This window comes from Alkalibaculum bacchi, assembly GCF_003317055.1.
Lineage (GTDB): Bacteria > Bacillota > Clostridia > Eubacteriales > Alkalibacteraceae > Alkalibaculum > Alkalibaculum bacchi.
Genome location: NZ_QNRX01000012.1, coordinates 78,557 through 100,843, shown reverse-complemented (window position 1 = coordinate 100,843; position 22,287 = coordinate 78,557). Strand labels below are relative to the sequence as shown.

Annotated in this window: 21 protein-coding genes; 14 read left to right on the top strand and 7 right to left on the bottom strand. The window is 34.4% G+C overall.

What is annotated here, in order from left to right; all coding sequences use genetic code 11:
- Nucleotides 1-36: 36 nt before the first annotated feature.
- On the top strand, nt 37-456 hold the full coding sequence (locus DES36_RS09955; protein WP_113921055.1) for a cupin domain-containing protein: 420 nt from the start codon (nt 37-39) through the stop codon (nt 454-456).
- A gap of 219 nt (nt 457-675) precedes the next feature.
- Here the strand turns inward: DES36_RS09955 and gyrA are convergent, their stop codons facing one another.
- The 6 genes from gyrA to dnaA form a co-directional block, all read right to left on the bottom strand.
- Nucleotides 676-3,132, bottom strand: coding sequence for a DNA gyrase subunit A (gene gyrA / locus DES36_RS09950; protein WP_423230757.1), 2,457 nt, complete (start codon nt 3,130-3,132; stop codon nt 676-678).
- A gap of 26 nt (nt 3,133-3,158) precedes the next feature.
- Nucleotides 3,159-5,063: a DNA topoisomerase (ATP-hydrolyzing) subunit B gene (gyrB, locus tag DES36_RS09945; RefSeq protein WP_113921053.1), complete on the bottom strand. Its 1,905-nt coding sequence runs from the start codon at nt 5,061-5,063 to the stop codon at nt 3,159-3,161.
- 65 nt (nt 5,064-5,128) lie between these two features.
- On the bottom strand, nt 5,129-6,238 hold the full coding sequence (recF, locus tag DES36_RS09940; protein WP_170128262.1) for a DNA replication/repair protein RecF: 1,110 nt from the start codon (nt 6,236-6,238) through the stop codon (nt 5,129-5,131).
- A gap of 53 nt (nt 6,239-6,291) precedes the next feature.
- Nucleotides 6,292-6,513, bottom strand: coding sequence for an RNA-binding S4 domain-containing protein (locus tag DES36_RS09935; RefSeq protein WP_113921051.1), 222 nt, complete (start codon nt 6,511-6,513; stop codon nt 6,292-6,294).
- A 91-nt stretch (nt 6,514-6,604) separates the two neighbouring features.
- Nucleotides 6,605-7,711 carry a DNA polymerase III subunit beta gene (gene dnaN, locus DES36_RS09930; protein ID WP_113921050.1) on the bottom strand — a complete coding sequence of 369 codons (1,107 nt, stop codon included), beginning with the start codon at nt 7,709-7,711 and terminating at the stop codon, nt 6,605-6,607.
- 235 nt (nt 7,712-7,946) lie between these two features.
- Nucleotides 7,947-9,296, bottom strand: a complete 1,350-nt coding sequence (gene dnaA, locus DES36_RS09925; RefSeq protein WP_113921049.1) for a chromosomal replication initiator protein DnaA — start codon at nt 9,294-9,296, stop codon at nt 7,947-7,949.
- A 435-nt stretch (nt 9,297-9,731) separates the two neighbouring features.
- Here dnaA and DES36_RS09920 point away from each other — a divergent pair, with 435 nt between their 5' ends.
- From DES36_RS09920 to DES36_RS09905, 4 genes are all read left to right on the top strand, one after another.
- Nucleotides 9,732-10,307, top strand: a complete 576-nt coding sequence (locus tag DES36_RS09920) for a LemA family protein (RefSeq protein WP_113921048.1) — start codon at nt 9,732-9,734, stop codon at nt 10,305-10,307.
- Nucleotides 10,300-11,070 carry a TPM domain-containing protein gene (locus tag DES36_RS09915; protein WP_113921047.1) on the top strand — a complete coding sequence of 257 codons (771 nt, stop codon included), beginning with the start codon at nt 10,300-10,302 and terminating at the stop codon, nt 11,068-11,070. The genes DES36_RS09920 and DES36_RS09915 overlap by 8 nt, the downstream gene beginning before the upstream one ends.
- A 176-nt stretch (nt 11,071-11,246) precedes the next feature.
- Nucleotides 11,247-11,477 (top strand): DUF1653 domain-containing protein, encoded by a 231-nt coding sequence (locus tag DES36_RS09910; protein ID WP_113921046.1) that lies wholly within the window; start codon nt 11,247-11,249, stop codon nt 11,475-11,477.
- On the top strand, nt 11,470-11,712 hold the full coding sequence (locus DES36_RS09905) for a Smr/MutS family protein (protein ID WP_113921045.1): 243 nt from the start codon (nt 11,470-11,472) through the stop codon (nt 11,710-11,712). The genes DES36_RS09910 and DES36_RS09905 overlap by 8 nt, the downstream gene beginning before the upstream one ends.
- Nucleotides 11,713-11,868: 156 nt before the next feature.
- Here DES36_RS09905 and DES36_RS09900 read toward each other — a convergent pair whose 3' ends face one another.
- Nucleotides 11,869-12,081 carry a hypothetical protein gene (locus tag DES36_RS09900; protein ID WP_113921044.1) on the bottom strand — a complete coding sequence of 71 codons (213 nt, stop codon included), beginning with the start codon at nt 12,079-12,081 and terminating at the stop codon, nt 11,869-11,871.
- Between the two features lie 217 nt (nt 12,082-12,298).
- On the opposite strand from DES36_RS09900, the gene DES36_RS09895 reads away from it, so the two are divergent.
- The 9 genes from DES36_RS09895 (at nt 12,299) to mnmG (ending at nt 22,279) form a co-directional block, all read left to right on the top strand.
- Nucleotides 12,299-14,458, top strand: a complete 2,160-nt coding sequence (locus tag DES36_RS09895) for a type IA DNA topoisomerase (protein WP_113921043.1) — start codon at nt 12,299-12,301, stop codon at nt 14,456-14,458.
- A 131-nt stretch (nt 14,459-14,589) separates the two neighbouring features.
- Nucleotides 14,590-16,509, top strand: coding sequence for an ABC-F family ATP-binding cassette domain-containing protein (locus tag DES36_RS09890; RefSeq protein WP_113921042.1), 1,920 nt, complete (start codon nt 14,590-14,592; stop codon nt 16,507-16,509).
- 125 nt (nt 16,510-16,634) lie between these two features.
- Entirely contained in the window at nt 16,635-16,769 is a 135-nt protein-coding gene (gene rpmH, locus DES36_RS09885) for a 50S ribosomal protein L34 (RefSeq protein ID WP_113921041.1), read from the top strand.
- A 48-nt stretch (nt 16,770-16,817) separates the two neighbouring features.
- Nucleotides 16,818-17,153 carry a ribonuclease P protein component gene (gene rnpA / locus DES36_RS09880; RefSeq protein WP_113921040.1) on the top strand — a complete coding sequence of 112 codons (336 nt, stop codon included), beginning with the start codon at nt 16,818-16,820 and terminating at the stop codon, nt 17,151-17,153.
- 4 nt (nt 17,154-17,157) lie between these two features.
- Nucleotides 17,158-17,370, top strand: coding sequence for a membrane protein insertion efficiency factor YidD (gene yidD / locus DES36_RS09875; RefSeq protein ID WP_207657445.1), 213 nt, complete (start codon nt 17,158-17,160; stop codon nt 17,368-17,370).
- 23 nt (nt 17,371-17,393) lie between these two features.
- Entirely contained in the window at nt 17,394-18,062 is a 669-nt protein-coding gene (locus DES36_RS09870; protein ID WP_113921039.1) for a YidC/Oxa1 family membrane protein insertase, read from the top strand.
- 3 nt (nt 18,063-18,065) lie between these two features.
- Nucleotides 18,066-18,692, top strand: coding sequence for an RNA-binding cell elongation regulator Jag/EloR (jag, locus tag DES36_RS09865; RefSeq protein ID WP_113921038.1), 627 nt, complete (start codon nt 18,066-18,068; stop codon nt 18,690-18,692).
- A gap of 319 nt (nt 18,693-19,011) precedes the next feature.
- Nucleotides 19,012-20,394 carry a tRNA uridine-5-carboxymethylaminomethyl(34) synthesis GTPase MnmE gene (gene mnmE, locus DES36_RS09860; RefSeq protein WP_113921037.1) on the top strand — a complete coding sequence of 461 codons (1,383 nt, stop codon included), beginning with the start codon at nt 19,012-19,014 and terminating at the stop codon, nt 20,392-20,394.
- Nucleotides 20,395-20,401: 7 nt separating this feature from the next.
- Nucleotides 20,402-22,279 carry a tRNA uridine-5-carboxymethylaminomethyl(34) synthesis enzyme MnmG gene (mnmG, locus tag DES36_RS09855; protein ID WP_113921036.1) on the top strand — a complete coding sequence of 626 codons (1,878 nt, stop codon included), beginning with the start codon at nt 20,402-20,404 and terminating at the stop codon, nt 22,277-22,279.
- The last annotated feature ends 8 nt before the right edge of the window (nt 22,280-22,287 follow it).

Genomic DNA, 22,287 nt, shown 5'->3' with positions numbered 1-22,287 from the left:
TTCTTTTAAGAAATATTTATATATTCTAAATTCATAATGATAAATACTAGAAATAGAAAGTGGTGTGATATATTGGGTAAAAGTAGTAATCTATTAAAATTTAAACATTTTGCCTGGTCAGGAGTTGAAAAAGAGGATTTTAAGCCTTCTATTGAGGGAGAAAGAAATCAAAATGAAACCACTGTGCAACATATCATTGAAAACGGCTTTGGCACATGCTTTCATTTGAATTATTATGAATGTAGCTTCGATGGCTTTACTCCCCTTGAAAAATTACAAGAAGTCCACGCAGTTATTGTGGCTAGAGGAGAAGGGAAAATAATAGTAGATGATGATATTTATATTGTTAAGCCTATGGATATTGTCATCATCCCAAAAGGAGCCTCACATCAATTTATTAGTACAGATGATGAACCCTTTGGTTTTTTTTGTATAATAAATAAGGTGGTAAGCTGACAAGGTGGTAAGGTGGTAAGCAAATATGCGACTTGCGTCGCAGTGAACATGGGACAATGAACATTTAAAATTATACTAAAAATAATAAAACTAGCATATTTGTACTGTTCAATGTTTATTATTCATTTTTCATTGTTCAATAAAAATATAAGCTCCTAGGTGCTAGGTATGAGCTTTATAAAAAATCAGCCACCCGCTGGTGGCTGATTGCTATTTTTATTATTCTTCTGAATCTATGTCTATATCTTCGTCTTCATCTTCGCTTATCACTTTCGTTACACTTATGATCTTTTCATTTTTTTCTAATTTCATTAAACGTACGCCTTGAGTACTTCGACCCATCACAGATATATCTGATGTCTTTATGCGAATGATGATTCCTTGATTATTAATCATCATTATTTCGTCTTCTTTGTCACATATGATGATTCCAACTAGACTTCCAGTTTTGTTTGTTATTTTATAGGTTTGTATGCCTTTTCCAGCTCTATTTTGAGCACGATATGCAGAATCATCAGTAAGCTTGCCATAACCATTTTCAGTGACGCATAAGATATATTTATCTTGATCAAGGATACCTACACCAATAACTTCATCATCTTCGCGAAGCGAAATTCCTTTTACTCCTATAGCAGTTCTACCCACAACTCTTATTTCATTCTCTGAGAATCGAATAGCATATCCATTCTTTGTCCCCATAATCACTTCTTGATTTCCATCCGTTAATTCCACTGAAATCAGTTCATCGCCTTCATTTAAGGTAATAGCAATAAGCCCATTTTTCCTAGAGGAATCATACTGAGAAAGATCTGTTCTTTTTATGATTCCATTTTTTGTGCTCATAAGCAAATAGAAATCATCGACAAATTCCTTAATTGGTATTACTGTTGTTACCTCTTCATCTTGCTCTAATTGAAGTATATTCACTATGGCTGTTCCTCTTGCTTGTCTAGAAGCTTCTGGAATTTCATATGCCTTTAAGCGATATACTTTACCTTTATTGGTAAAGAATAAAATATAATGATGGGTGGTAGTCGTAAATAGATAATTTACAAAGTCATTATCTCTTGTACTTAAGGCGGTTATACCTTTTCCGCCTCGTTTTTGGGCAGTATAGGTACTTGCTGATATTCGCTTAATATACCCAACATGAGTCATAGTAATTACTACGTCTTCTTCATCAATTAAGTCTTCTATGGATATATCTTCATAATCCTCTTCAAAAGCAGTTCTTCTTTCATCGCCATATTTTTCTTTTACTTGAAGAAGCTCTTCTTTTATGACTTCAAAAATGAATTTATCATCTGATAAAATCCTCTTGTATTCTGCTATTTTTTCCATCAACTCACTGTATTCAAGATCAATTTTTTCTCTCTCTAAACCAGTAAGCCTTTGAAGACGCATATCTAGTATTGCTTGGGCTTGTTTTTCAGATAGCGCAAATTCAGCCATTAAACCATCTTTGGCAACTTCACCGTTTTTAGATGATCGAATGATTGTAATGACGCGGTCAATATTATCTAAGGCAATTCTTAAGCCCTCTAGTATATGAGCTCGATCTTCTGCCTTTTGCAAATCAAATTGAGTCCTTCGAACAATAACCTCTTTTTGATGGTCTATATAATATCCTAACATTTCCTTTAGGTTTAGAACTTTTGGTTGATTATCTACTAAAGCCAACATAATTACACCAAATGTATCTTGTAATTGAGTATGTTTATATAATTGATTTAGGATTATTTCCGCATTAAAATCTCTTTTTAAATCTATAACAATTCGAATACCATTTCGATCTGTCTCATCACGAAGATCTGAAATTCCTTCTACTCGTTTTTCTTTTACTAAATCAGCTATTTTTTCAACTAATCGAGATTTATTTACCATATAAGGAATCTCTGTAATGACAATTCGTTGTCTTGTGTTTGTAATATCTTCTATTTGAGTCTTAGCTCTTATTTTTATCCTGCCTCTACCTGTAGTATAGGCGCTTTTCATACCTTCTCTTCCTAGAATAATACCACCAGTAGGAAAATCTGGGCCCTTTACATATTGAATTAAGTCTTGAATACTGCTATCAGGATGATCTATAAGATGTATTGTAGCATTGATGACTTCATTCAAGTTATGAGGCGGGATATTTGTGGCCATACCTACTGCAATTCCTGAAGATCCATTTACTAATAAATTTGGATATCTAGCAGGTAAAACCATTGGCTCCTTTTGAGTCTCATCAAAGTTAGGCATCCAATCTACAGTATTTTTATTAATATCACGAAGAAGCTCCACAGTGATTTTAGCCATTTTAGCCTCTGTATATCTCATGGCAGCAGCGCTATCTCCATCTATAGAACCAAAATTACCGTGTCCATTTACTAATAAATACCTGTAATTAAAATCCTGAGCCATTCGAACTAAAGCATCGTAGACTGAACTATCCCCATGAGGGTGATACTTACCTAGTACGTCCCCGACAATTCTGGCACACTTTCTATATGATTTTTCAGGGGATAAACCCAGTTCGCTCATAGCATAAATAATTCTTCTGTGAACTGGCTTTAAACCATCTCGAACATCTGGAAGTGCTCTTCCTACAATTACGCTCATAGCATAATCAATATAAGACTTTTTCATCTCATGTTCGATATCTATTGGCAATACTTTATCGTGTTTTTCCATGTCCATATTATCCATTTAAGCACCTCCTATATGTCCAAGTTCTTAACTTTTTTCGCATTTTTTTCAATGAATTCACGCCTTGGCTGAACTTTATCTCCCATCAAAATGGTAAAAGATTCATCTGCCTTTATGGCATCATCTATTGTAACTTGTAATAAAATTCTCGTAGAGGGATCCATGGTCGTTTCCCAAAGTTGTTCTGGATTCATCTCTCCTAGACCCTTATATCTCTGGAGAGAAACATTATTATCTCTTCCGATTTCTTCCATAACCTTTTCTAGCTCTTCATCACTATAACAATACTCTATTCTCTTACCCTTTTGTACTTTATAGAGAGGTGGCTGAGCAATATAAATGTAGCCAGCATCGATTAACCCTCTCATATATCTGTATAAGAAAGTAAGCAAAAGAGTTCGAATATGAGCGCCATCAACATCCGCATCTGTCATTATAATAATTTTATGATACCTGGCACTATCAATCGAAAATTCTGGTCCTATATTCGTTCCAAAGGCTGTAATCATAGAGCGAATGGTATCCGTATTCAATATTCGATCTAATCTAGCCTTTTCAACATTTAAGATTTTTCCTCTTAGTGGAAGAATAGCTTGTGTCTTTGGATCTCTACCTTGCTTTGCAGAACCACCTGCTGAATCTCCCTCAACAATGTATATTTCAGATAGAGCAGGATCTTTTTCTCTACAATCCGCTAATTTTCCAGGTAATGCAGTACTCTCTAGTACACTTTTTCTCCTAGTCAATTCTCTAGCCTTTTTTGCAGCATTTCGAGCTCTGGCTGCAGTTAATGATTTTTCAATAATGACCTTAGATTCATTAGGATTTTCCTCTAAAAATGATGCGATAGCATCATTTGCAACAACTTCTACAATACCTTTTACTTCTGTATTACCTAATTTCGTCTTCGTTTGACCTTCGAATTGAGGGTCCGTCAATTTTATACTAATAATTGCTGTTAAACCTTCACGAACGTCTTCACCACTTAAATTTTTATCGCTGTCTTTTAAATACTTATACTGCCTTGCATAATTATTGATACACCTTGTAAGAGCAGACTTAAAGCCATTTAAATGAGTTCCGCCCTCCATAGTGTTAATATTATTGGCATATGCATATATATTTTCACTATAATCCTCTGTATACTGCATTGAGATATCTACTAATATATCATCCTTTTTCTTTTCAAAGTTAATGACCTTTTCGTGTAAAGGATCTTTATTTCTATTTAAATATTCTACAAAAGAAATAAGACCACCCTCATAGTGGTATTCATTGCTTTGTTTTTCTTCCCGCTCATCTTCTAATTTTATTTTAATGCCCTTATTTAAAAAGGCCAATTCTCTTAAACGATGCTCTAATATTTCATAATCGTATACCAATTCCTCGAAAATCTTGTGATCTGGTCTAAAGGTTATTTTAGTCCCTGTACGATTGGTTGTCGCTACTGCTTCTAATTCAGATGTAGGTACTCCTCTTTCATAAGTTTGCCTATATACCTGTCCATTTTGTTTTATTTCTACATGTAAAGACTCGGATAATGCATTTACAACAGAGATACCAACGCCGTGGAGCCCCCCTGAAACCTTGTACCCTCCACCACCAAACTTTCCACCAGCATGTAATATGGTTAAAGCCACCTCTACTGCTGATTTTTTCATTTTTGGGTGCATTCCTGTAGGGATTCCCCTACCATTATCTATAACCGTGATTGAATTATCTTGGTGAATAGTAACTGTAATTTTATCACAATAGCCTGCTAAAGCTTCATCGATACTATTATCTACAACTTCATATACTAAATGATGCAGACCTTTTGAACCTGTACTACCAATATACATTCCCGGTCTTTTTCTAACAGCTTCTAAGCCTTCTAGTACTTGAATTTGCTCCGCACCATAATTCTCTTGTGCCATATGTGTTCCTCCTGTTCACTCTATAGAAGCTTAATTATAATATAATTAATGGAATAAAACAAATCTCATGTCTCTTTTACTATTTGTCCACGTTCTATAGTATATATTTTTTTATTAAAGTTTTCCAGAAAATCTTCGAAATTCATCTCAGTACACGTGATGAATACCTGAGAGGACTCAAAGTATTTAATAATTTTTTCTTGTCTTTTTACATCTAGCTCTGACATAACATCATCTAATAAAATAATGGGATTCTCGTCGATTTCTGATTTTATTAATTCGATTTCGGAGAGTTTTAAAGATAGGGCAGCTGTCCTTTGCTGACCCTGTGAACCATAAGTCTTTGCATCGAAGTCATTTATAGTAACTCTTATATCGTCAACATGAGGGCCTATACTAGTATATCCTTTTTGTATGTCTCTTTCTAAATTTTGGCGAAATTTCTTTTCATATACTTCCTCTAGATGATCGATGTCTTCACCATTTTTAATAATATTGGAGATATAAAATAATTTTAGTTCTTCTTGCTTATTTGTTAAAGTATAGTGTATTTCTTTTGTGATAGAATTAATCTTTTTTAAAAAGTTGATTCTAGAAATGATAATCTTCTGTCCTAAATGAACGAGCTGTTGATCCCATACTTCTAATGTTTCTTTACCGTAATTGCTACGGCGTAGAGATTTTAGTAAATTATTTCTCTGATAGAGGGCTCTTGAGTAGTCTCTAAGGACATTTCCGTAGCTTGGCTTTGTATTGTTTAACCCACTATCAATAAATTTTCGCCTTAGATCTGGACCTTCTTTGATCATTTTTAAATCCTCTGGGCTAAAGAGTACAACTTGAATATTTTCCCAGAGAGCACTTCTTTTATTTGCCTTCTTATCATTGATATAAATAGCGCTCTTATTGGGTTTATTCAAGGAAATCCGCACATGATCTTTGTAGTACTGTTTATGAAAAGTCCCTTCTAGAAGGCTGGATTCTCGATTCCATGAAATAATTTCACTCATGGTGTTTTTATACGACTTGCCCCTAGCCAAGACGTATACTGCTTCTAATAAACTTGTCTTTCCCTGAGCATTGTCTCCTATTATAATATTAATATTCGAGCTTAATTCAGTACTTAAGGCATTATAGTTTCTAAAATTACTTAGCTTTATATTAGATAAATACATTTTTTCCCCTTTTGCCCAGTCTAGCATCCTTCATAAACTTAACAGCCTTTTAGTTAATGCTCTTCGCCAATGACTTTTAAAGATTCAAAACCCTCTATTTCTACTACATCGCCTGGTCGAATCTTTTTTCCTCGCTGGATACACACTTCATCATTTACTTTAACAGCTCCATCAAGAACAATATGTTTAGCAACTGCTCCATTTTCTACAATGCCTGCAAACTTTAAAAGCTGATATAATTTAATGAATTCCGTTTTTATCTCTATTATTTCCATATGAACACTCCTTTCATTTACTGCCCTAGCTGTAATCAGGCAAACCCACTAGTAGGTTTGCCTGATTACACAGTAGATACCTTTTGGCATCTTAATGTTCCATATATCGTACAGGTAAAATTAAATACGTATAGTTATCTCCAGTAATTGGTCTCAATACACATGGGCTTACAGGTGTAGTAAATTCTAAATATACTTCCTCATCACTTATAACTTTAAGTACATCTATGAGATAAGTAGAATTAAACGCAATTTTTAAGGGGTCCCCTTCCATCTCTACCTCTACTTGTTCACATACCGTTCCTATTTCTGAATTAGACCGAATTTCAAGAGTATCATTAGAAAAATTCAACTTAATCAGATTACTTTCCCCACTGCCGACCATTAAAGAAGCTCTTTCCGAACTAGCCAGTAAGTCTCGAACATCTACCTTAACTTTGGTCGTATAGTTTTGAGGTATGATTTGATTGTAGTTTATAAATTCTCCCTCTAACAGCCTTGATACGATTGAAGTCCCTCCTAATCTGAAGAGAATCTGGTTTTTGGAATACGACATATATATATTATCCTCACTGCTTAAAGAAGTAATTCTATAAAGTTCTGATAATGTCCTCTCAGGCACAACCTCTTTTAAACTAATGGGATTATCTATAAAACCTTGCCTTACTGCCAAACGATAGCCATCTAAAGCTACAAATTTTAGTATTCCATTTTGTAACTCAAGAAGTTCACCTGTCAATATAGGAATATTTTCATTTTTAGCTACAGAGAAAATAGTCTCTCGAATCATTCCCTTAAATAGTTCTTTTGGAACAGATATTTCTTGTGCAGAGTCTACTTCAGGCAGTTGAGGAAAATCATCTCCACTTTGACCTTGTATATTAAATTCAGAGTTCGAACACTTAATATTGAGAACGTGATTTTCTTTTAGCTCTATTATAACGTCGTCATCAGGTAATTTTCTTACGATTTCTGAAATCAATTTTGCAGATATAACTACACTACCGCTGCTAATAATCTGTCCAGGTAATACGGTCTTAATACCAATTTCTAAATCCGTTCCCATTAAATAGATTGTATTGTCCACAATTCGAAACAAGATTCCTTCAAGAATAGGCATAGTTGTTTTATTCGATACTGCTTTTTGAACAATATTGACAGCATGATGTAGTGAATCTTTACTCGTAATAAAATTCATAAGTAGAGCCTCCGTATAATTAATTATTTATTTAAATTATTTTAGTAATAATAGTAGTAGGGGGTGTGAATTTGTTGATAAGTTAAAGTAGTCCTTTAAGTCTAAAATTATCCACGTTTATAACTTGTTGATAAAAGTTGAAATTAAAGAAAAGTTATTAAGATTTGTCCACAAGCGACTTAATGTTCACATATCTTATTTTAAGAGCATAATTTTGCTCTACATTGATAAAATATTAAGTATTGCCTTGTATTTCTTTCGTTATTCTTTGGATAAGGTTTCTAAAATCAAAGTTTGACTCGATTTCCTTGGCGATTTTATCATAAGCATGAATGACTGTAGAGTGATCCCTACCACCAAATTCCTCTCCAATTTTAGGTAAAGATAAATCCGTTAGTTCCCTAGATAAGTACATAGCTACTTGTCTAGGATAAGCAATAGCCCTTGTCCTCTTCTTTAAGTTAAAGTCCTCTACTTCAATGTTAAAGTATTTTGCAGTAATCTCTTTAATTAAATCGACAGTGATAATTTCTGGTTTGTTATTCGAGATGATGTCTTTTAAGGCTTCGTTCGCTACATCAACAGAGATCTTTTGATTTGTCAATTTCGAGAATGCGTTTACTCTTATTAAAGCACCTTCTAGTTCACGAATATTAGACTGTATTTTACTAGCGATAAAGTTTAGTACATCGTTTGGAATATCCATCTCTTCTGTAGTAGCCTTTTTTTTCATGATGGCAATTCTTGTCTCTAGGTTTGGTGCTTGAATATCTGTAATGAGCCCCCATTCAAATCGAGAGCGAAGTCGATCTTCTAGGGTAGGTATTTCCTTTGGGGGCCTATCGCTAGAGATGACGATTTGTTTATTTGCCTCATGTAAAGCGTTAAAAGTATGAAAAAACTCCTCTTGAGTTCCTTCCTTACCGGTTAAAAATTGAATATCATCAATCAACAACACGTCTACATTTCTGTATTTATTTCGAAAAGATACATTTGTTCTGTTTTGAATCGAATCAATAAATTCGTTGGTAAAGGTCTCGCAAGAGACATATACTACCTTTTTATTAGACGATTGCTCTAGGGTGTAGTGACCGATTGAGTGCATTAAATGGGTCTTACCTAAACCTACTCCACCATAAATGAAGAGAGGATTGTACCTTTGAGCTGGAGCTTCTGCAACAGCAACGGAAGCTGCATGAGCAAAGCGATTGCTGTCTCCAATGACAAAAGTATCAAAGGTATATTTAGGGTTTAAATTCGTATTGTCTGAGTAGCTTTGTTTATCTTGCTTAGTCTTTGAAATAGGCTGTTGAGTGTTATCTACAATAGGAGTAGAAGACGGTATTGTGAACTCGACAACAAGATTCTCACCTGTAACGTGTTTTAGTGAATTGACAATTAAGATGGAATATCTAGCTTCTAAAATACCTTTTGTAAAATCATTTTCTACGCCCAGGACAACTACATTATTAGAGTAAGAAATAGGTTCTATTCTTTTTATCCAAGTTTCGAAACTCACCTGGGTAATTTCTTCTTTAATAATTTTTAGAGTATCATTCCATAATTTGTCGAGATTTTTATCCATACGATTCCTCCTGAAGCTGCTTCTTGTTAATATCTATGTAGATAAATAAATGTGTTTTTGAAAAGCATTCAATTATAAACACCTGTTGACAAAAAGATATTCACAGGGCATAAAATGTAAAAAAGGGAGACTTCCCTTTCAAAACACATGAACATATCCACAAGTTATCAAGAATTTGTGGATATGTTTATAATATTTACATAAGTTATCAACATCTGTTTATATATAATAACAGAAAAAAATAATGGAATCAACGATTATGTGCATAAGGTGGACAATTATTCTCATTTTTTTCTGGAAAACCCATAATGCTTTCGTTTTCATTGGAAATATTATATAATATGGGTAAATAAAGGAGACATTGTAGAAAGTATAACAAGCAGTTGTAAATAGTATAAAAAATAACAAAGTATGAAATATTAAGGAGGTTTTATTATGAAAGGTTCTGGAAAAATACTTGTTATAATAGGTATTTTACTAGTAGCTTTAGTATTAGGCGGTATTGGAAGTTACAATAGTTTGGTAAACCAAAGAGAAACTGTGAATAATACATTAAGTCAAATTGATACCCAATTGCAGAGGAGAAATGATTTAATACCAAATTTAGTAGCTACTGTACAGAACTACGCACAACATGAAGAAGAGGTATTCACAGCAGTTGCCGATGCGAGAGCCCAATTAGCAGGGGCTACTACTATAGAGGAACAGGCTGAGGGGGATGCAGCATTGTCTGGTGCATTATCTCGATTGCTAGCCATTTCTGAAAATTATCCCGAGCTTAAGGCCAATACCAATTTTCTCAATTTGCAAGACGAATTAGCAGGAACAGAAAATAGAATTGCCAATAGTAGAAGAGATTATAATCAAGTTGCTCAGAGCTACAATACTAAGGTAAAGCGCTTTCCAACAGTGATTTTTGCGAATATTCTTGGATTTGATAGTGTGGATTATTTCCAAGCAGATGAAGGGGCTACAGAAAATCCTGATGTAGGAGAGTTATTTGGTGAATGATCATAGGAGATTTCGTAAAACCTTAGGGCTCCTCTTTCTTATAATAATTGTTTTTATGTCTTCAGGAGTAGCGGCAAGTGAAATTCCTTTACCTACTCCTGCTTTCTATGTAAATGATTATGCCAATGTTATTGATAGTCAAACAGAAGAGGAAATCATCCAAATTGGAACCGCACTAGAAAATAAGACAAAAGCTCAAGTTGTAGTGGTTACAGTAGAAGGAATTGGAGAAGTTCCCCTAGAAGAGTACACCATTGACTTGTTTCGAAAATGGGAAATTGGAGATTCTGAGGAAGACAATGGAGTATTGTTATTTCTAGATGCAGAAGGCAGATGGTCTCGGATTGAAGTTGGATACGGCTTAGAAGGCACTTTAACAGATGGAAAAACAGGTAGAATTCAAGATGATTATATGCTTCCTTACTATTCTGAAGGTAATTATAGCGAGGGAATACTACAAGGTTTTTATGTTGTCGTAAATGAAATCTACAAAGAATATGGTTATGAAGAAAATTACATCGGAGATGGAATTGTAGTAGAAGATCAAAGTCAAAATGAAGGACCTTCTCCTCTAGCGGTTATTGTAGCACTTATCTTCATCGTTCCTTTGATCATTTTAGATTTTAAGTTTACAGGAGGAGTAATTACCTATACTGTCCTTAGATCGATTGGTAGAGGCGGTTCACGTGGTGGAGGAAGAGGCGGAGGCCGATCTGGTGGAGGAGGTAGCGCTGGAGGCGGTGGAAGTTCTAGAGGATTTTAAGCAAAGGAAAGCGTTTTTTAGCACTTTCCTTTGCTAGTCACTAGCATTATGGTAGTCCTTTTAGGTCTTTTGGTGAAAAAAAGAAAGTTTAACTACTTAAAAGGTTTTACATAGAACATATAATGTAAAACTTAGAATTAAGGTGTAGATAGCTTAAAAAATATATAGGTGAAAATATGAATACATTAAAAATAAACGCAGTGTATAGACATTTTAAGGGAAAGGACTACTTACTTCTTTATATTGCTCAACACTCTGAAACTATGGAGGATATGGTTGTGTATCAAGCTCTTTATGGTGAGCGGGGTATATGGGTCAGACCTTTGAGCATGTGGACGGAAAAAGTGGAGTACCAAGGAGAAATCGTAGAAAGATTTAGACTAGTAGAGGATAGAAACAATGGATAATTCATTAGAAGTAGACCTCCATGGAATGACTGTAATGGAGGCTAGAAGTTTCTTACAAAAAGTTTTTAAAAATTTAAGTATAAATATAACAGAAGTAGTCGTAATACACGGAAACAATAGAGGCGATAAATTAGCCAATATGGTGCGAAAAGATTTTAAACACAAGAGGATTGATCGGAAAATTTTATCCTTAAACGGTGGGATCACCATACTTAGGTTGAAAATGGACTATTAACTAGATTATTAGTTGGAATGTTGGAATGTTGGAAAATTTAATGAGTGGAAGCCAATAAAAAGTAATATTACTAGCATATAAATGCAATTGTAGATTTCTCGTCCAACCGTCCAACGAACCAACCAAAAAGCTCCAGTTATTTGGCATTGTTAAATATTACAAATCCCTAAGTTCCTTATCAATCTTATCAATTAAGCTTTGTGGTGCTTTTTCTGGGCCAGCTTTTTTTGCTATTTGTTCTAATGTTAAACCCATAGCCAGCTTTAACATAGGGTGCTTTAGTTCTTCACTGAAATATTTTTCTAACACTCTTCTTCCATTTGGATCTTTAAATACATCTTTTAATTTTGATTTTATACTTAAAGACATCTCAATCACCTCAAAGATACTTATGAGGGTTTTTTATCTTTTATGTTGAAATCTATAAAAATAGATTATATACTTGTCTACATTGTGCCGATTTTAGGTGTTTGTATGCTAATTATAATGAAAAAGCAAATATCAATTGCACAGATGTTATAATAAGATAAAACGATGTACGTGTTATAATAACGAGCAGTTTTTGTTAATATAAAGGGGTTTTGTAATGAAAGTAATTATCGCAGAAAAGCCATCTGTAGCGAAGAATATCGCTGATGCAGTTCATTCTAATAAGAGGAAGAATGGGTATTTTGAAGGCAATGATTATTTAGTTACCTGGGCTTTTGGTCATCTCCTAGAATTATTAGATGCAAAAGATTATGATTCAAAGATGTCTAGCTGGCGAATGGAGAACTACCCTTTTATCCCACAAAGCTTTGAATATAAAGTCAAATCAAATAGTAAAAATCGTGCTATTGTGGATGAAGGTGCTTTTAAGCAAATTGAGCTCATTAAGGAACTCATTAATAAAGAAGGTGTAAATGGAGTAATATCAGCTTGTGACTACGATCGTGAAGGGCAGATTATTGGAGATATTATTTTAGAATACTTACACGTAAACAAAAGCGTAGAGAGGCTCTTGTTAAATGAATGGACGCCAACAGAAGTAAAAGCAGGGCTTGAAAAATTAAAGCCTAATAGTACAATGGAGCCCCTGAGAGATGCGGGGATTAGCAGGCAGTGGGCTGATTGGGTTATTGGGATTAATCTGACCAGCGTTGCAACATTAAAATATCAGAGAGGGTCAGGGAGACCTTTAAATATTGGTCGAGTGCTCTTGCCAACTCTTAAAATCATATACGATAGAGATATGGAAATCGAACAGTTTAAACCAGAGGCCTTTTATAAATTGATGGCAGATTTCAAGACAAAAAGTGGAGAAGTATATGAGGGAATCTATACCTTAGAGAATAAGGATAAATTCCCAGAAAAAGCCTTACTTCAAGTAGTTCAAAAGGCAATTAAAGATCAAGATGGCATTATAATAGACAAGCAAGTAGAAAAAAAGAAGGAATATCCACCTAGCTTATTTAATCTATCAAATCTGCAAGGTCATGTGACAAGCAAATATAAAGGTTGGACTTCAGATAAAGTATTGAAGATAGCTCAGAGTTTATATGAGAAGAAATTCATAACTTATCCTAGAACAGCCAGTATGGCCCTAGAGGAATCACTAACATCAAAAGCTCAAAAAGTATTAAATACAGTTAAAAAAGGCTTAGCCTATGAAGATGAGATTGTATTTTCAATCAACAAGAGAGTCTTTGATAATAGCAAAGTAGAAAGCCATAGCGCTATTATACCAACTTATTTGCTGCCAAAAGGCTTAGATGGCGATGAAAAAATTGTATATGAAGCTGTAAAAAATCGTTTTATTATGCAGTTTATGCCTATAGCAGAACATGAAGAGGCTACTCTTGTCACTAAGGTAGATGTAGAAGAAGCAAAGGGTACATTCATCTCAAAAGGTCGAATTCAGCTTACAAAGGGTTGGAAAAAGGTAGAGGATATCCAGTCAAAGGACAAGACTTTACCAATGGCGGTAAAAGGCGACATCGTTCATACGATGAAAACAAAGATACAAGAGAAAAAAACCCTACCTCCAAAAAAACATACAGAAAAGACTCTTCTAAGAGTGATGGAGACTTGTGGAAAAAAATATAAGGATGGAGAACAGGATTCAGAAGAGGTACAAGCCATATTAAGCGGTTTTAGTATTGGAACGCCAGCAACTCGGGCAGAAACCATAAAAAAATTAGAGACGGTTGGATATATTGAGAGAAGTGGAAAAAATCTCACAGTAACAGATATGGGAAAAAGATTAGTAGAGATGTTTCCTGTTAAGGAATTACTCGATTTAGAGTATACAGGTAGATTGGAAAAATCATTATCTGAAATTGAAAAAGGGCAATTAAAAAAACAAGAATTTTTAAATGAAATCTTTATGTTTACTACATCAGCTGTAGATGTAATAAAAAAAGATGAATTTCACATTATTAATGAAATCAAGCCAAAGGATGAAAAAAAACACGAAAGTTTAGGAAAGTGCCCTCTATGTAAAAGTGATGTAATTGAAGGAACGAAAGGCTATGGATGTAGTAATTGGAAAGCAGGTTGTAAATTCGTAGTTTGGAAAAACGATAAATTTTTAGAGGCTCTAAAAGTAAGACCTACAAAAGAAGTTGTCATAAAACTATTAGAAGAAGGAAAAGTCTACGGTAATCACTTTATAAGCAAAAAAGGAAAACGCTTTACAGCTTATCTATATTATGAGAAAAATAAAGAAAATGATTACTTTAGTTGGAGAATGGAGTTTCCGAAGTAAGGTGGTAAGGTGGTAAGCTTCAAGGTGGTAAGCAAAACCCCTAAGCCATCAATGGTGGCTACTATGATTTTACTTACCACCTTACTACCTTATCACCTTACCACCTGCATTTTTAGAAAGGCGTTGATTAAATGAGTATACTTACGGCAGATAATTTATCGAAAAGTTATGGTGAAAAGGTGCTTTTTAAAAATATATCTTTTAGTATTGTAGATGAAAAGATTGGTCTTATTGGAATCAATGGTACTGGGAAATCTACTCTTTTAAAGATGATAGCGGGTATGGAACCTAGTGAAAGTGGGAATATTCAGATGACTAGCGGTATGAAAATTGAATATTTACCTCAAGATCCTGAATTTGATGAGGATTCCAGTATACTTGAACAAGTTTTTAAGGGTGATTCTAAAGTGTTGAGATTAATCAGAGATTATCAAAACGCTCTAGACGAGATAAGCAAAGAGCCTGAAAACGAAAAAATCCAAAGAAGGCTTTCTCAGCTTAGTAATGAAATGGATTCAAGTGATGCTTGGGGTATGGAAAATCAGATTAAAACTATTTTAACAAGATTGGGGATTCAGGATTATAGCAGGAAAATTAGTACCTTATCTGGCGGTCAAAAAAAGAGGGTGGCTTTAGCTAGTGCACTAGTGACTCCTTGTGATTTGCTCATACTAGACGAACCTACTAACCACTTAGATAATAAGATGATTGATTGGTTAGAAGGGCATATAAAGAGTAGGACTGGTTCTTTACTTATGATCACTCATGATCGGTATTTCTTAGACCGAGTCGTAACAAAGATTATGGAATTAGATAAGGGTCATCTATATATCTACGAAGGAAATTACACTCATCATATTGAGAAAAAGCTTGAAAGACAAGAGTTGGCAAGTTCTATGGAGCGAAAGAGGCAAAACCTTTATCGTCAAGAACTAGCCTGGATTAAGAGAGGTGCTAGAGCTCGAACTACAAAGCAAAAGGCTAGAATTCAGCGTTTTGAAGCAATAAAAGACGCTAAAGTGGATATAGAAGAAACCCAAATAGAGATTAGCAGCGTTCATTCTAGATTAGGTCAAAAGATTATTGAAATCGAGGATTTACACAAAAGCTTTGGAAACAAACATATTGTGGATGGGTTTTCTTATACCTTTCAAAAAGATGACCGAATAGGCGTCATCGGTGACAATGGAGCAGGTAAAACAACTCTATTAAATCTTATTATAGGAAAATTGAGTCCAGATCATGGGACAGTCACCTTAGGAGAAACGGTCAAATTGGCATACTTTTCTCAGCAAATAGAAGAAATGGATGAAACCCTTCGAGCAATTGAGTATATAAAGGAAACAGCAGAATTTGTGACTACTTCTGATGGCAATAAAATAAGTGCTTCTCAAATGATGGAAAAATTTCTCTTTCCTTCAGACCTGCAGTGGACGCCAATTTATAAGCTTTCAGGTGGAGAAAAGCGTAGGCTGTACCTTATGAAAATCCTTATAGACTCGCCTAATGTATTAGTACTAGATGAGCCTACAAACGATATTGACATCGACACTTTAAACGTATTAGAAGGGTATATTGACGATTTTAGAGGTCCTGTCATAACCGTATCTCATGATCGATACTTCTTAGACCGAATTTGTAATAAGATCTTCTATTTAGATGGAAAAGGAAAAATTACACAATATACTGGAAATTATTTTGATTATATAGAAGAAACCCGTAGTAATTGGAATAGTAATTCCTCCTTAGAAGCTACTGTAGAATCTTATATGGAAGAAAAAAGTAAAGCTTCTATTCTAGAATCAAAGAAAGAAAAAACCAAAACAAAATTATCTTACAATGAAAAAAGAGAATATGAAAGTATAGATGGCCAAATTGAATTACTAGAAGAAAGGCTTGACCGTATTTCCACAGAAATATCACTATGTGCTAGTGAATTTGAAAAACTTCAAGTATTAATGGAAGAAAAGGACAAAATAGAAGAAGAACTGCTGTATAAAATGGAAAGGCAAGAATACCTTAATCATTTAGTAGAGGAGTTTGGGAAGTAGTACGGTGCTCTCGAATTTTCTTGACAAGCCTTATCTTTGAATATATAATTTTAGGGTGAAACATTAAATAGAAAAATATGAAATATATTTATTAATAAATGTATTACCAGTAGGAGGTGTTCCAGATGAAACAGACTTATCAACCAAAGAAAAGAAAAAGATCTAGAGTCCATGGTTTTAGAAAGAGAATGGCTAGTAGTACAGGTCAAAATGTTCTTAGCAATAGACGAAGAAAAGGAAGAAAGCGATTATCAGCTTAAGGCCGCATATTGTGGCCTTTTTATCAACCTATAAAAGTAGGCGAACAAATGGGAAAGATTGAATCTTTTAGCAACAGAACATTTCAAAAAGTCTATAAGAAGGGTAAATCCTATGGCAATAAGTTGCTCATCATGTATTATGTAGAAAACAATTTAAACTGCAATAGACTAGGCATTACAGTCAGTAAGAAAAATGGCAATAGTGTAGTTCGACACCGAGTAAAAAGACTAATTAAAGAGAGTTACAGAATAAACGCCAAAAAATTTATAGCCGGATATGATATCATCTTTATTGCAAGGGTAGGCATAGAGTCTAGCTCTTTTTCTCAAGTAGAGAGTGCAGTAAAGCATCTCATGAAGAAAAATAATCTAGTGAAAAAGTGATCAAATGATTAAAAACATCTTCTTACTTGGTATAAGATTCTATCAAAAGTTTATATCACCTTTACTGCCAGGTAGGTGTAGGTTTTATCCTACATGTTCCCAGTATTGTTACGAAGCTTTTGATAAGTATGGTGCAGTAAAAGGTTTTTTCCTGTCCATAAACAGGTTGAGAAAATGTCATCCTTTTCATCCAGGTGGGTATGACCCCTTATTGTGAAAAGGTAATTTAGGGAGGAATATATGACCATATTATACGAGTTGTTTGGTAGTATGCTGTATTATATATATAACTTTGTGGGGGATTATGGTATAGCCATTATTCTATTTTCTCTTATTGCAAAATTAATATTATTACCTATTAATATCAAACAAACAAAATCTATGCAGGCAACAAATAAGGTTCAACCTGAAATTCAAAAAATACAAAAAAAATATAAAGATAATCCAGAAAAGCTTAATGAAGAAACCATGAAATTGTATAGAGAGCACAATATTAATCCTGTGGGAGGGTGCTTACCTCTTCTCATTCAATTTCCTATTATAATCGGTCTGTATAGGGTATTACAACAACCTCAAATCTATGTATTTGGCTCTCAAGAAGCATATGATGCTATTGATAAAGCTTTTTTGTGGCTACCTAGTTTAGGACAACCAGATCCACTTCACATACTTCCAATTCTTGCAGCAGTAACTACCTACCTGTATATGAGTACTTCTCAAACTCCAGGTGGTAATGAACAAGCTCAACAAATGAACCAGTCCATGAAAATTATGTCACCACTTTTAATTGGCTTTATGGCGTGGACATTTCCATCTGGTTTAGCATTGTACTGGGTTATTCAAAATATATTCACCTTTGTACAACAAATTTTTATGAGATCACTTTTTACCCAAGAGGGAGGTAAATAGCTTATGAAAGCTGTAGTTGCAACTGGAAAGACAGTAGAAGAGGCTATTGAGAGGGCAGTTAAAGAATTAAATACAACTAAAGATAAAGTTGAAACAAAAGTTTTAGAACTTCCTAGCAGTGGATTTATGAGCTTATTTCGAAGTAAGCTTGCAAAAGTAGAAGTAACTTTACAGCTTGACTTGTGTGATATTGCCGCAGATTTCTTAAAGGAAGTTTGCCATGCTATGAATATTGATGCCCATATTGAGGCAAAATTAGAAGATAATGTCCTATTTGTTGAGTTAAAAGGCGATAGCATGGGCGTTTTAATCGGTCGAAGAGGACAAACATTAGATTCTCTACAGTATTTGACTAGTTTAGTGGTTAATAAGGAATCTGAACAGTATATTAGAGTGAACTTAGATACTGAGAATTATCGCAAAAAGAGAGAAGTCACACTAATAGAATTAGCAGGAAAGCTGGCACACAAAGTAGAAAAAACTCGTAGAAAAATCGAATTAGAACCTATGAACCCTTATGAGAGGCGAATCATTCATTCGACTCTTCAGAAAAACAAGAATGTACATACGTACAGTCAAGGGGAAGAGCCCTTTAGGAAAGTTGTCATAGATGTAAAAAAGACCAGTTAAAGCTGGTCTTTTTCCGTGAACTAACGAGTCGAGCAAAACCAATAAGAAAGCGCCTCAGCGCTTTAGTCAACAACCCTGACAGGGGTAACACCATTTAATTTATCTCGCCTTTCGGGCATAATAAATTAGGTATTACTATCAAGTAACCAGCTATCAGTCACCAGCATCTTGGATCTAGGATTGGCAGGTCAAGATTTTTCGCTGCGCTCAGGATGACTTAAGTAATAGTTGGATTAAAAAGAAGCACTTTTTTATCAAATAAAATAAAGATTACATGTTAAACTAAATAAATAAGTATATAAGTACGAGGTGACAAAATTTGAATAGTTATGTTACAGATACAGTTGCTGCTATTTCAACACCTGTAGGTTTTTCTGGCATAGGAATTGTCCGAATGACAGGAAGCCAGGCTTTTCATATAATAAATAAAGTATTCAAGCCAAAAGGAAAAAGTTTTGAAGAATACGACGATAAAAAAATTATTTACGGTCATATTATAGATCCAAAAGATGAAAGAATAGTTGATGAGGTTCTTGTATCTAAAATGATTGGTCCAAATACCTATACAAGAGAAGATATTGTAGAAATCAATTGCCATGGAGGAATTGTACCCGTTCGAAACATCTTAAATTTGCTCGTAGAAAATGGCGCAAATATAGCTGGCCCTGGAGAGTTTACAAAGAGAGCATTTATGAATGGACGTATTGACTTAACCCAAGCAGAAGCGATTATCGATATTATTAACGCAAAGACCAATAAGAGTTTAGATATTTCTATGAAACAATTAGAAGGAAGCTTATCAAAAAAAATAAGTGAGATAAGACAATTGCTCATTAAAATGTTAGCTCACTTAGAGGCTACTATAGATTATCCAGAGTATGATATAGAGGATATGTCCTATGACGAGATATTACAAAACACAAGAGAAGCTCATGACATGGTTCAAAACTTACTTTATCATTCTCAAAATGGACGGTTGATACGAGAAGGTGTAAATACTGCCATAATCGGGAAACCTAATGTAGGAAAATCTTCCTTACTCAATTCTTTACTAGGAGAAAAGAGGGCTATTGTAACGGAGATTCCAGGTACCACTAGGGACACTATCGAAGAATATATTACTATTGAAGGAATTCCCTTTAAGATTATAGATACAGCAGGTGTAAGAGAGACAGAAAATATCATTGAAAAAATAGGCATTGAGAAGTCCGTTGAAATATTAGAAAGAAGCGATTTGATATTACTTATACTTGATGGAAGCCAGCCTTTAGATGAAGAAGATTTCGAATTATTAAAATTAATTCAAGCTCGAAATTCTCTGCTGATACTAAATAAGCTAGACAAAGAAACGACAATAAAGCCTGAAGACCTTTTGAAATATGAAAAAGAAATTGTTCAAATTTCGGCTGTAGAGGAAATTGGATTAGAGGAACTAAAGAAAAAGATGTTAGATAAAGTTAGCGCTGAAGGATTTGAATTAGAATCTTTTGAGATTGTCACAAATATCAGGCATATTCATCTATTAGAAGAGTCTCTAAAAAGTCTAAAAAGTGCGATTGGTACTATAGAAGCTTCTATGCCTTTAGAAATCGTATCTACTGATATAACAGAAGCTCTTAATCTCCTTGGCGAAATTACAGGAGATACAATACATGAGCAACTAATGCATGAAATTTTCAGTAATTTTTGTATAGGAAAGTAGGAAGAACATGAGTTACAATGGAGGACAATATGAAGTAATAGTAGTAGGTGGAGGCCATGCAGGCTGTGAAGCTGCACTTGCTAGTGCAAGAATGGGTCTGAAAACTCTATTATTAACTATGAATATAGATTCGATTGCTATGATGCCATGTAATCCCAATATTGGGGGAACAGGTAAAGGGCATTTAGTACGAGAAATAGATGCATTAGGTGGAGAGATGGGCAAGAATATTGATAAAACCATGATTCAATGTCGTATGCTCAATACATCTAAGGGTCCAGCAGTTCACTCTCTTAGAGCTCAAGCAGATAAACATAAATATCAGTTAGAAATGAAAAAGACTGTAGAGGCTCAGGAGAATCTTGTGTTGAAACAACACGAAGTCGTTGATTTAATTGTGGAAGACAAAAAAATAAGCGGTGTTAAGACCAAAACAGGTGCTATTTTTAGTAGCCCCACAGTGATCCTTACTACAGGCACCTATATGGACTCTCAAATTATTATTGGGGATATTAGTTATAGTGGAGGGCCAAATGGATTATTTCCATCTATTGGTTTATCTGAGAAGTTGAAGGATTTAGATATTGATATTATGAGGTTTAAAACAGGTACTCCTGCTCGAATCGATAAAAACACGGTGGATTTTGATAAAATGCAGATTCAAAATGGTGATGAAGTAATCGTACCATTTTCTTTTGAAACGGAAAAAATCGATATTGAGCAAGTTCCCGTCTATTTAACTTATACGAATGAAAAAACGCATCAAGTCATTCGAGATAATTTACACAGATCTCCCCTATTTAGCGGAAATATAAAGGGGGTTGGAGCTAGGTACTGTCCTTCGATAGAAGATAAAATTGTTCGTTTTGCAGATAAGCCTAAGCATCAAGTTTTTGTAGAACCAGAAGGACTTGATACAAATGAAATGTACGTACAAGGCATGTCTTCTAGCTTGCCTGAAGAAGTTCAATTAGAGGTCCTTAAGACCATAGAGGGATTAGAGCGTGCAGAGGTGGTTCGATCTGCTTATGCAATAGAATACGATAATATTGACCCTATGCAATTAGATGCTTCCTTAGAATGTAAGGCCATAGAAGGTCTTTTCTTTGCTGGTCAGGTAAATGGCACTTCAGGTTATGAAGAAGCAGGCGCCCAAGGGATTATTGCAGGAATCAATGCTGCTAGAAAAGTACAGAGAAAAGATCCTCTTATAATAGATCGTTCAGAAGGCTATATTGGCGTACTAATTGACGATATTGTTACAAAAGGTACCAATGAACCCTACCGTATGATGACCTCTCGAAGTGAATACCGACTACTTCTGAGACAAGATAATGCAGATATTCGATTGACAGAGAAAGGTTATGAAGTAGGTCTTATAAGTGAAGAAAGATACAAGAGATTTAAAGACAAATACAAGGGAATACATGATGAAATTGAAAGATTAAATAAAGTGATTGTAAAGCCAGATGCGAAGACAAATGAATATCTTGAAAGCATCAAGAGTACCCCTTTAAAAAGCGGTATTAGGCTTATTGAACTGTTAAAGAGACCTGAGATACGATATGAACACTGTCATGTGGTTGACCCTGATAGACCTGATTTGCCTAAATCTATTACAGATGAAGTAGAAATCCAGATAAAATACGAAGGCTATATTAACAAACAAATGCTACAAGTGGAGCAACACAAAAAACTGGAAAAGAGAAAGTTGCCAGATGATATCGATTATTTATCTATAAAGGGACTTCGATTAGAAGCTCAGCAAAAATTGGATAAGATAAAACCAACTTCCCTAGGACAGGCCAGCAGAATATCAGGAGTATCCCCTGCTGATATTTCAGTGTTGATGGTTTATTTAGAACAATTTAGAAGAAGAGCATAGGTGATTTA

Bases quoted from the DNA above. Each gene is read 5' to 3' on its own strand.
- DES36_RS09870 (WP_113921039.1), top strand. From the start codon at position 17,394: ATGACCATATTATACGAGTTGTTTGGTAGTATGCTGTATTATATATAT.
- mnmG (WP_113921036.1), top strand. From the start codon at position 20,402: ATGAGTTACAATGGAGGACAATATGAAGTAATAGTAGTAGGTGGAGGC.
- DES36_RS09900 (WP_113921044.1), bottom strand. From the start codon at position 12,081: ATGTCTTTAAGTATAAAATCAAAATTAAAAGATGTATTTAAAGATCCA.
- DES36_RS09905 (WP_113921045.1), top strand. From the start codon at position 11,470: ATGGATAATTCATTAGAAGTAGACCTCCATGGAATGACTGTAATGGAG.
- DES36_RS09955 (WP_113921055.1), top strand. From the start codon at position 37: ATGATAAATACTAGAAATAGAAAGTGGTGTGATATATTGGGTAAAAGT.
- dnaN (WP_113921050.1), bottom strand. From the start codon at position 7,711: ATGAATTTTATTACGAGTAAAGATTCACTACATCATGCTGTCAATATT.
- DES36_RS09895 (WP_113921043.1), top strand. From the start codon at position 12,299: ATGAAAGTAATTATCGCAGAAAAGCCATCTGTAGCGAAGAATATCGCT.
- DES36_RS09910 (WP_113921046.1), top strand. From the start codon at position 11,247: ATGAATACATTAAAAATAAACGCAGTGTATAGACATTTTAAGGGAAAG.
- jag (WP_113921038.1), top strand. From the start codon at position 18,066: ATGAAAGCTGTAGTTGCAACTGGAAAGACAGTAGAAGAGGCTATTGAG.
- DES36_RS09935 (WP_113921051.1), bottom strand. From the start codon at position 6,513: ATGGAAATAATAGAGATAAAAACGGAATTCATTAAATTATATCAGCTT.
- yidD (WP_207657445.1), top strand. From the start codon at position 17,158: ATGATTAAAAACATCTTCTTACTTGGTATAAGATTCTATCAAAAGTTT.
- rnpA (WP_113921040.1), top strand. From the start codon at position 16,818: ATGGGAAAGATTGAATCTTTTAGCAACAGAACATTTCAAAAAGTCTAT.
- recF (WP_170128262.1), bottom strand. From the start codon at position 6,238: ATGTATTTATCTAATATAAAGCTAAGTAATTTTAGAAACTATAATGCC.
- gyrB (WP_113921053.1), bottom strand. From the start codon at position 5,063: ATGGCACAAGAGAATTATGGTGCGGAGCAAATTCAAGTACTAGAAGGC.
- rpmH (WP_113921041.1), top strand. From the start codon at position 16,635: ATGAAACAGACTTATCAACCAAAGAAAAGAAAAAGATCTAGAGTCCAT.
- DES36_RS09890 (WP_113921042.1), top strand. From the start codon at position 14,590: ATGAGTATACTTACGGCAGATAATTTATCGAAAAGTTATGGTGAAAAG.
- DES36_RS09920 (WP_113921048.1), top strand. From the start codon at position 9,732: ATGAAAGGTTCTGGAAAAATACTTGTTATAATAGGTATTTTACTAGTA.
- dnaA (WP_113921049.1), bottom strand. From the start codon at position 9,296: ATGGATAAAAATCTCGACAAATTATGGAATGATACTCTAAAAATTATT.
- gyrA (WP_423230757.1), bottom strand. From the start codon at position 3,132: ATGGAAAAACACGATAAAGTATTGCCAATAGATATCGAACATGAGATG.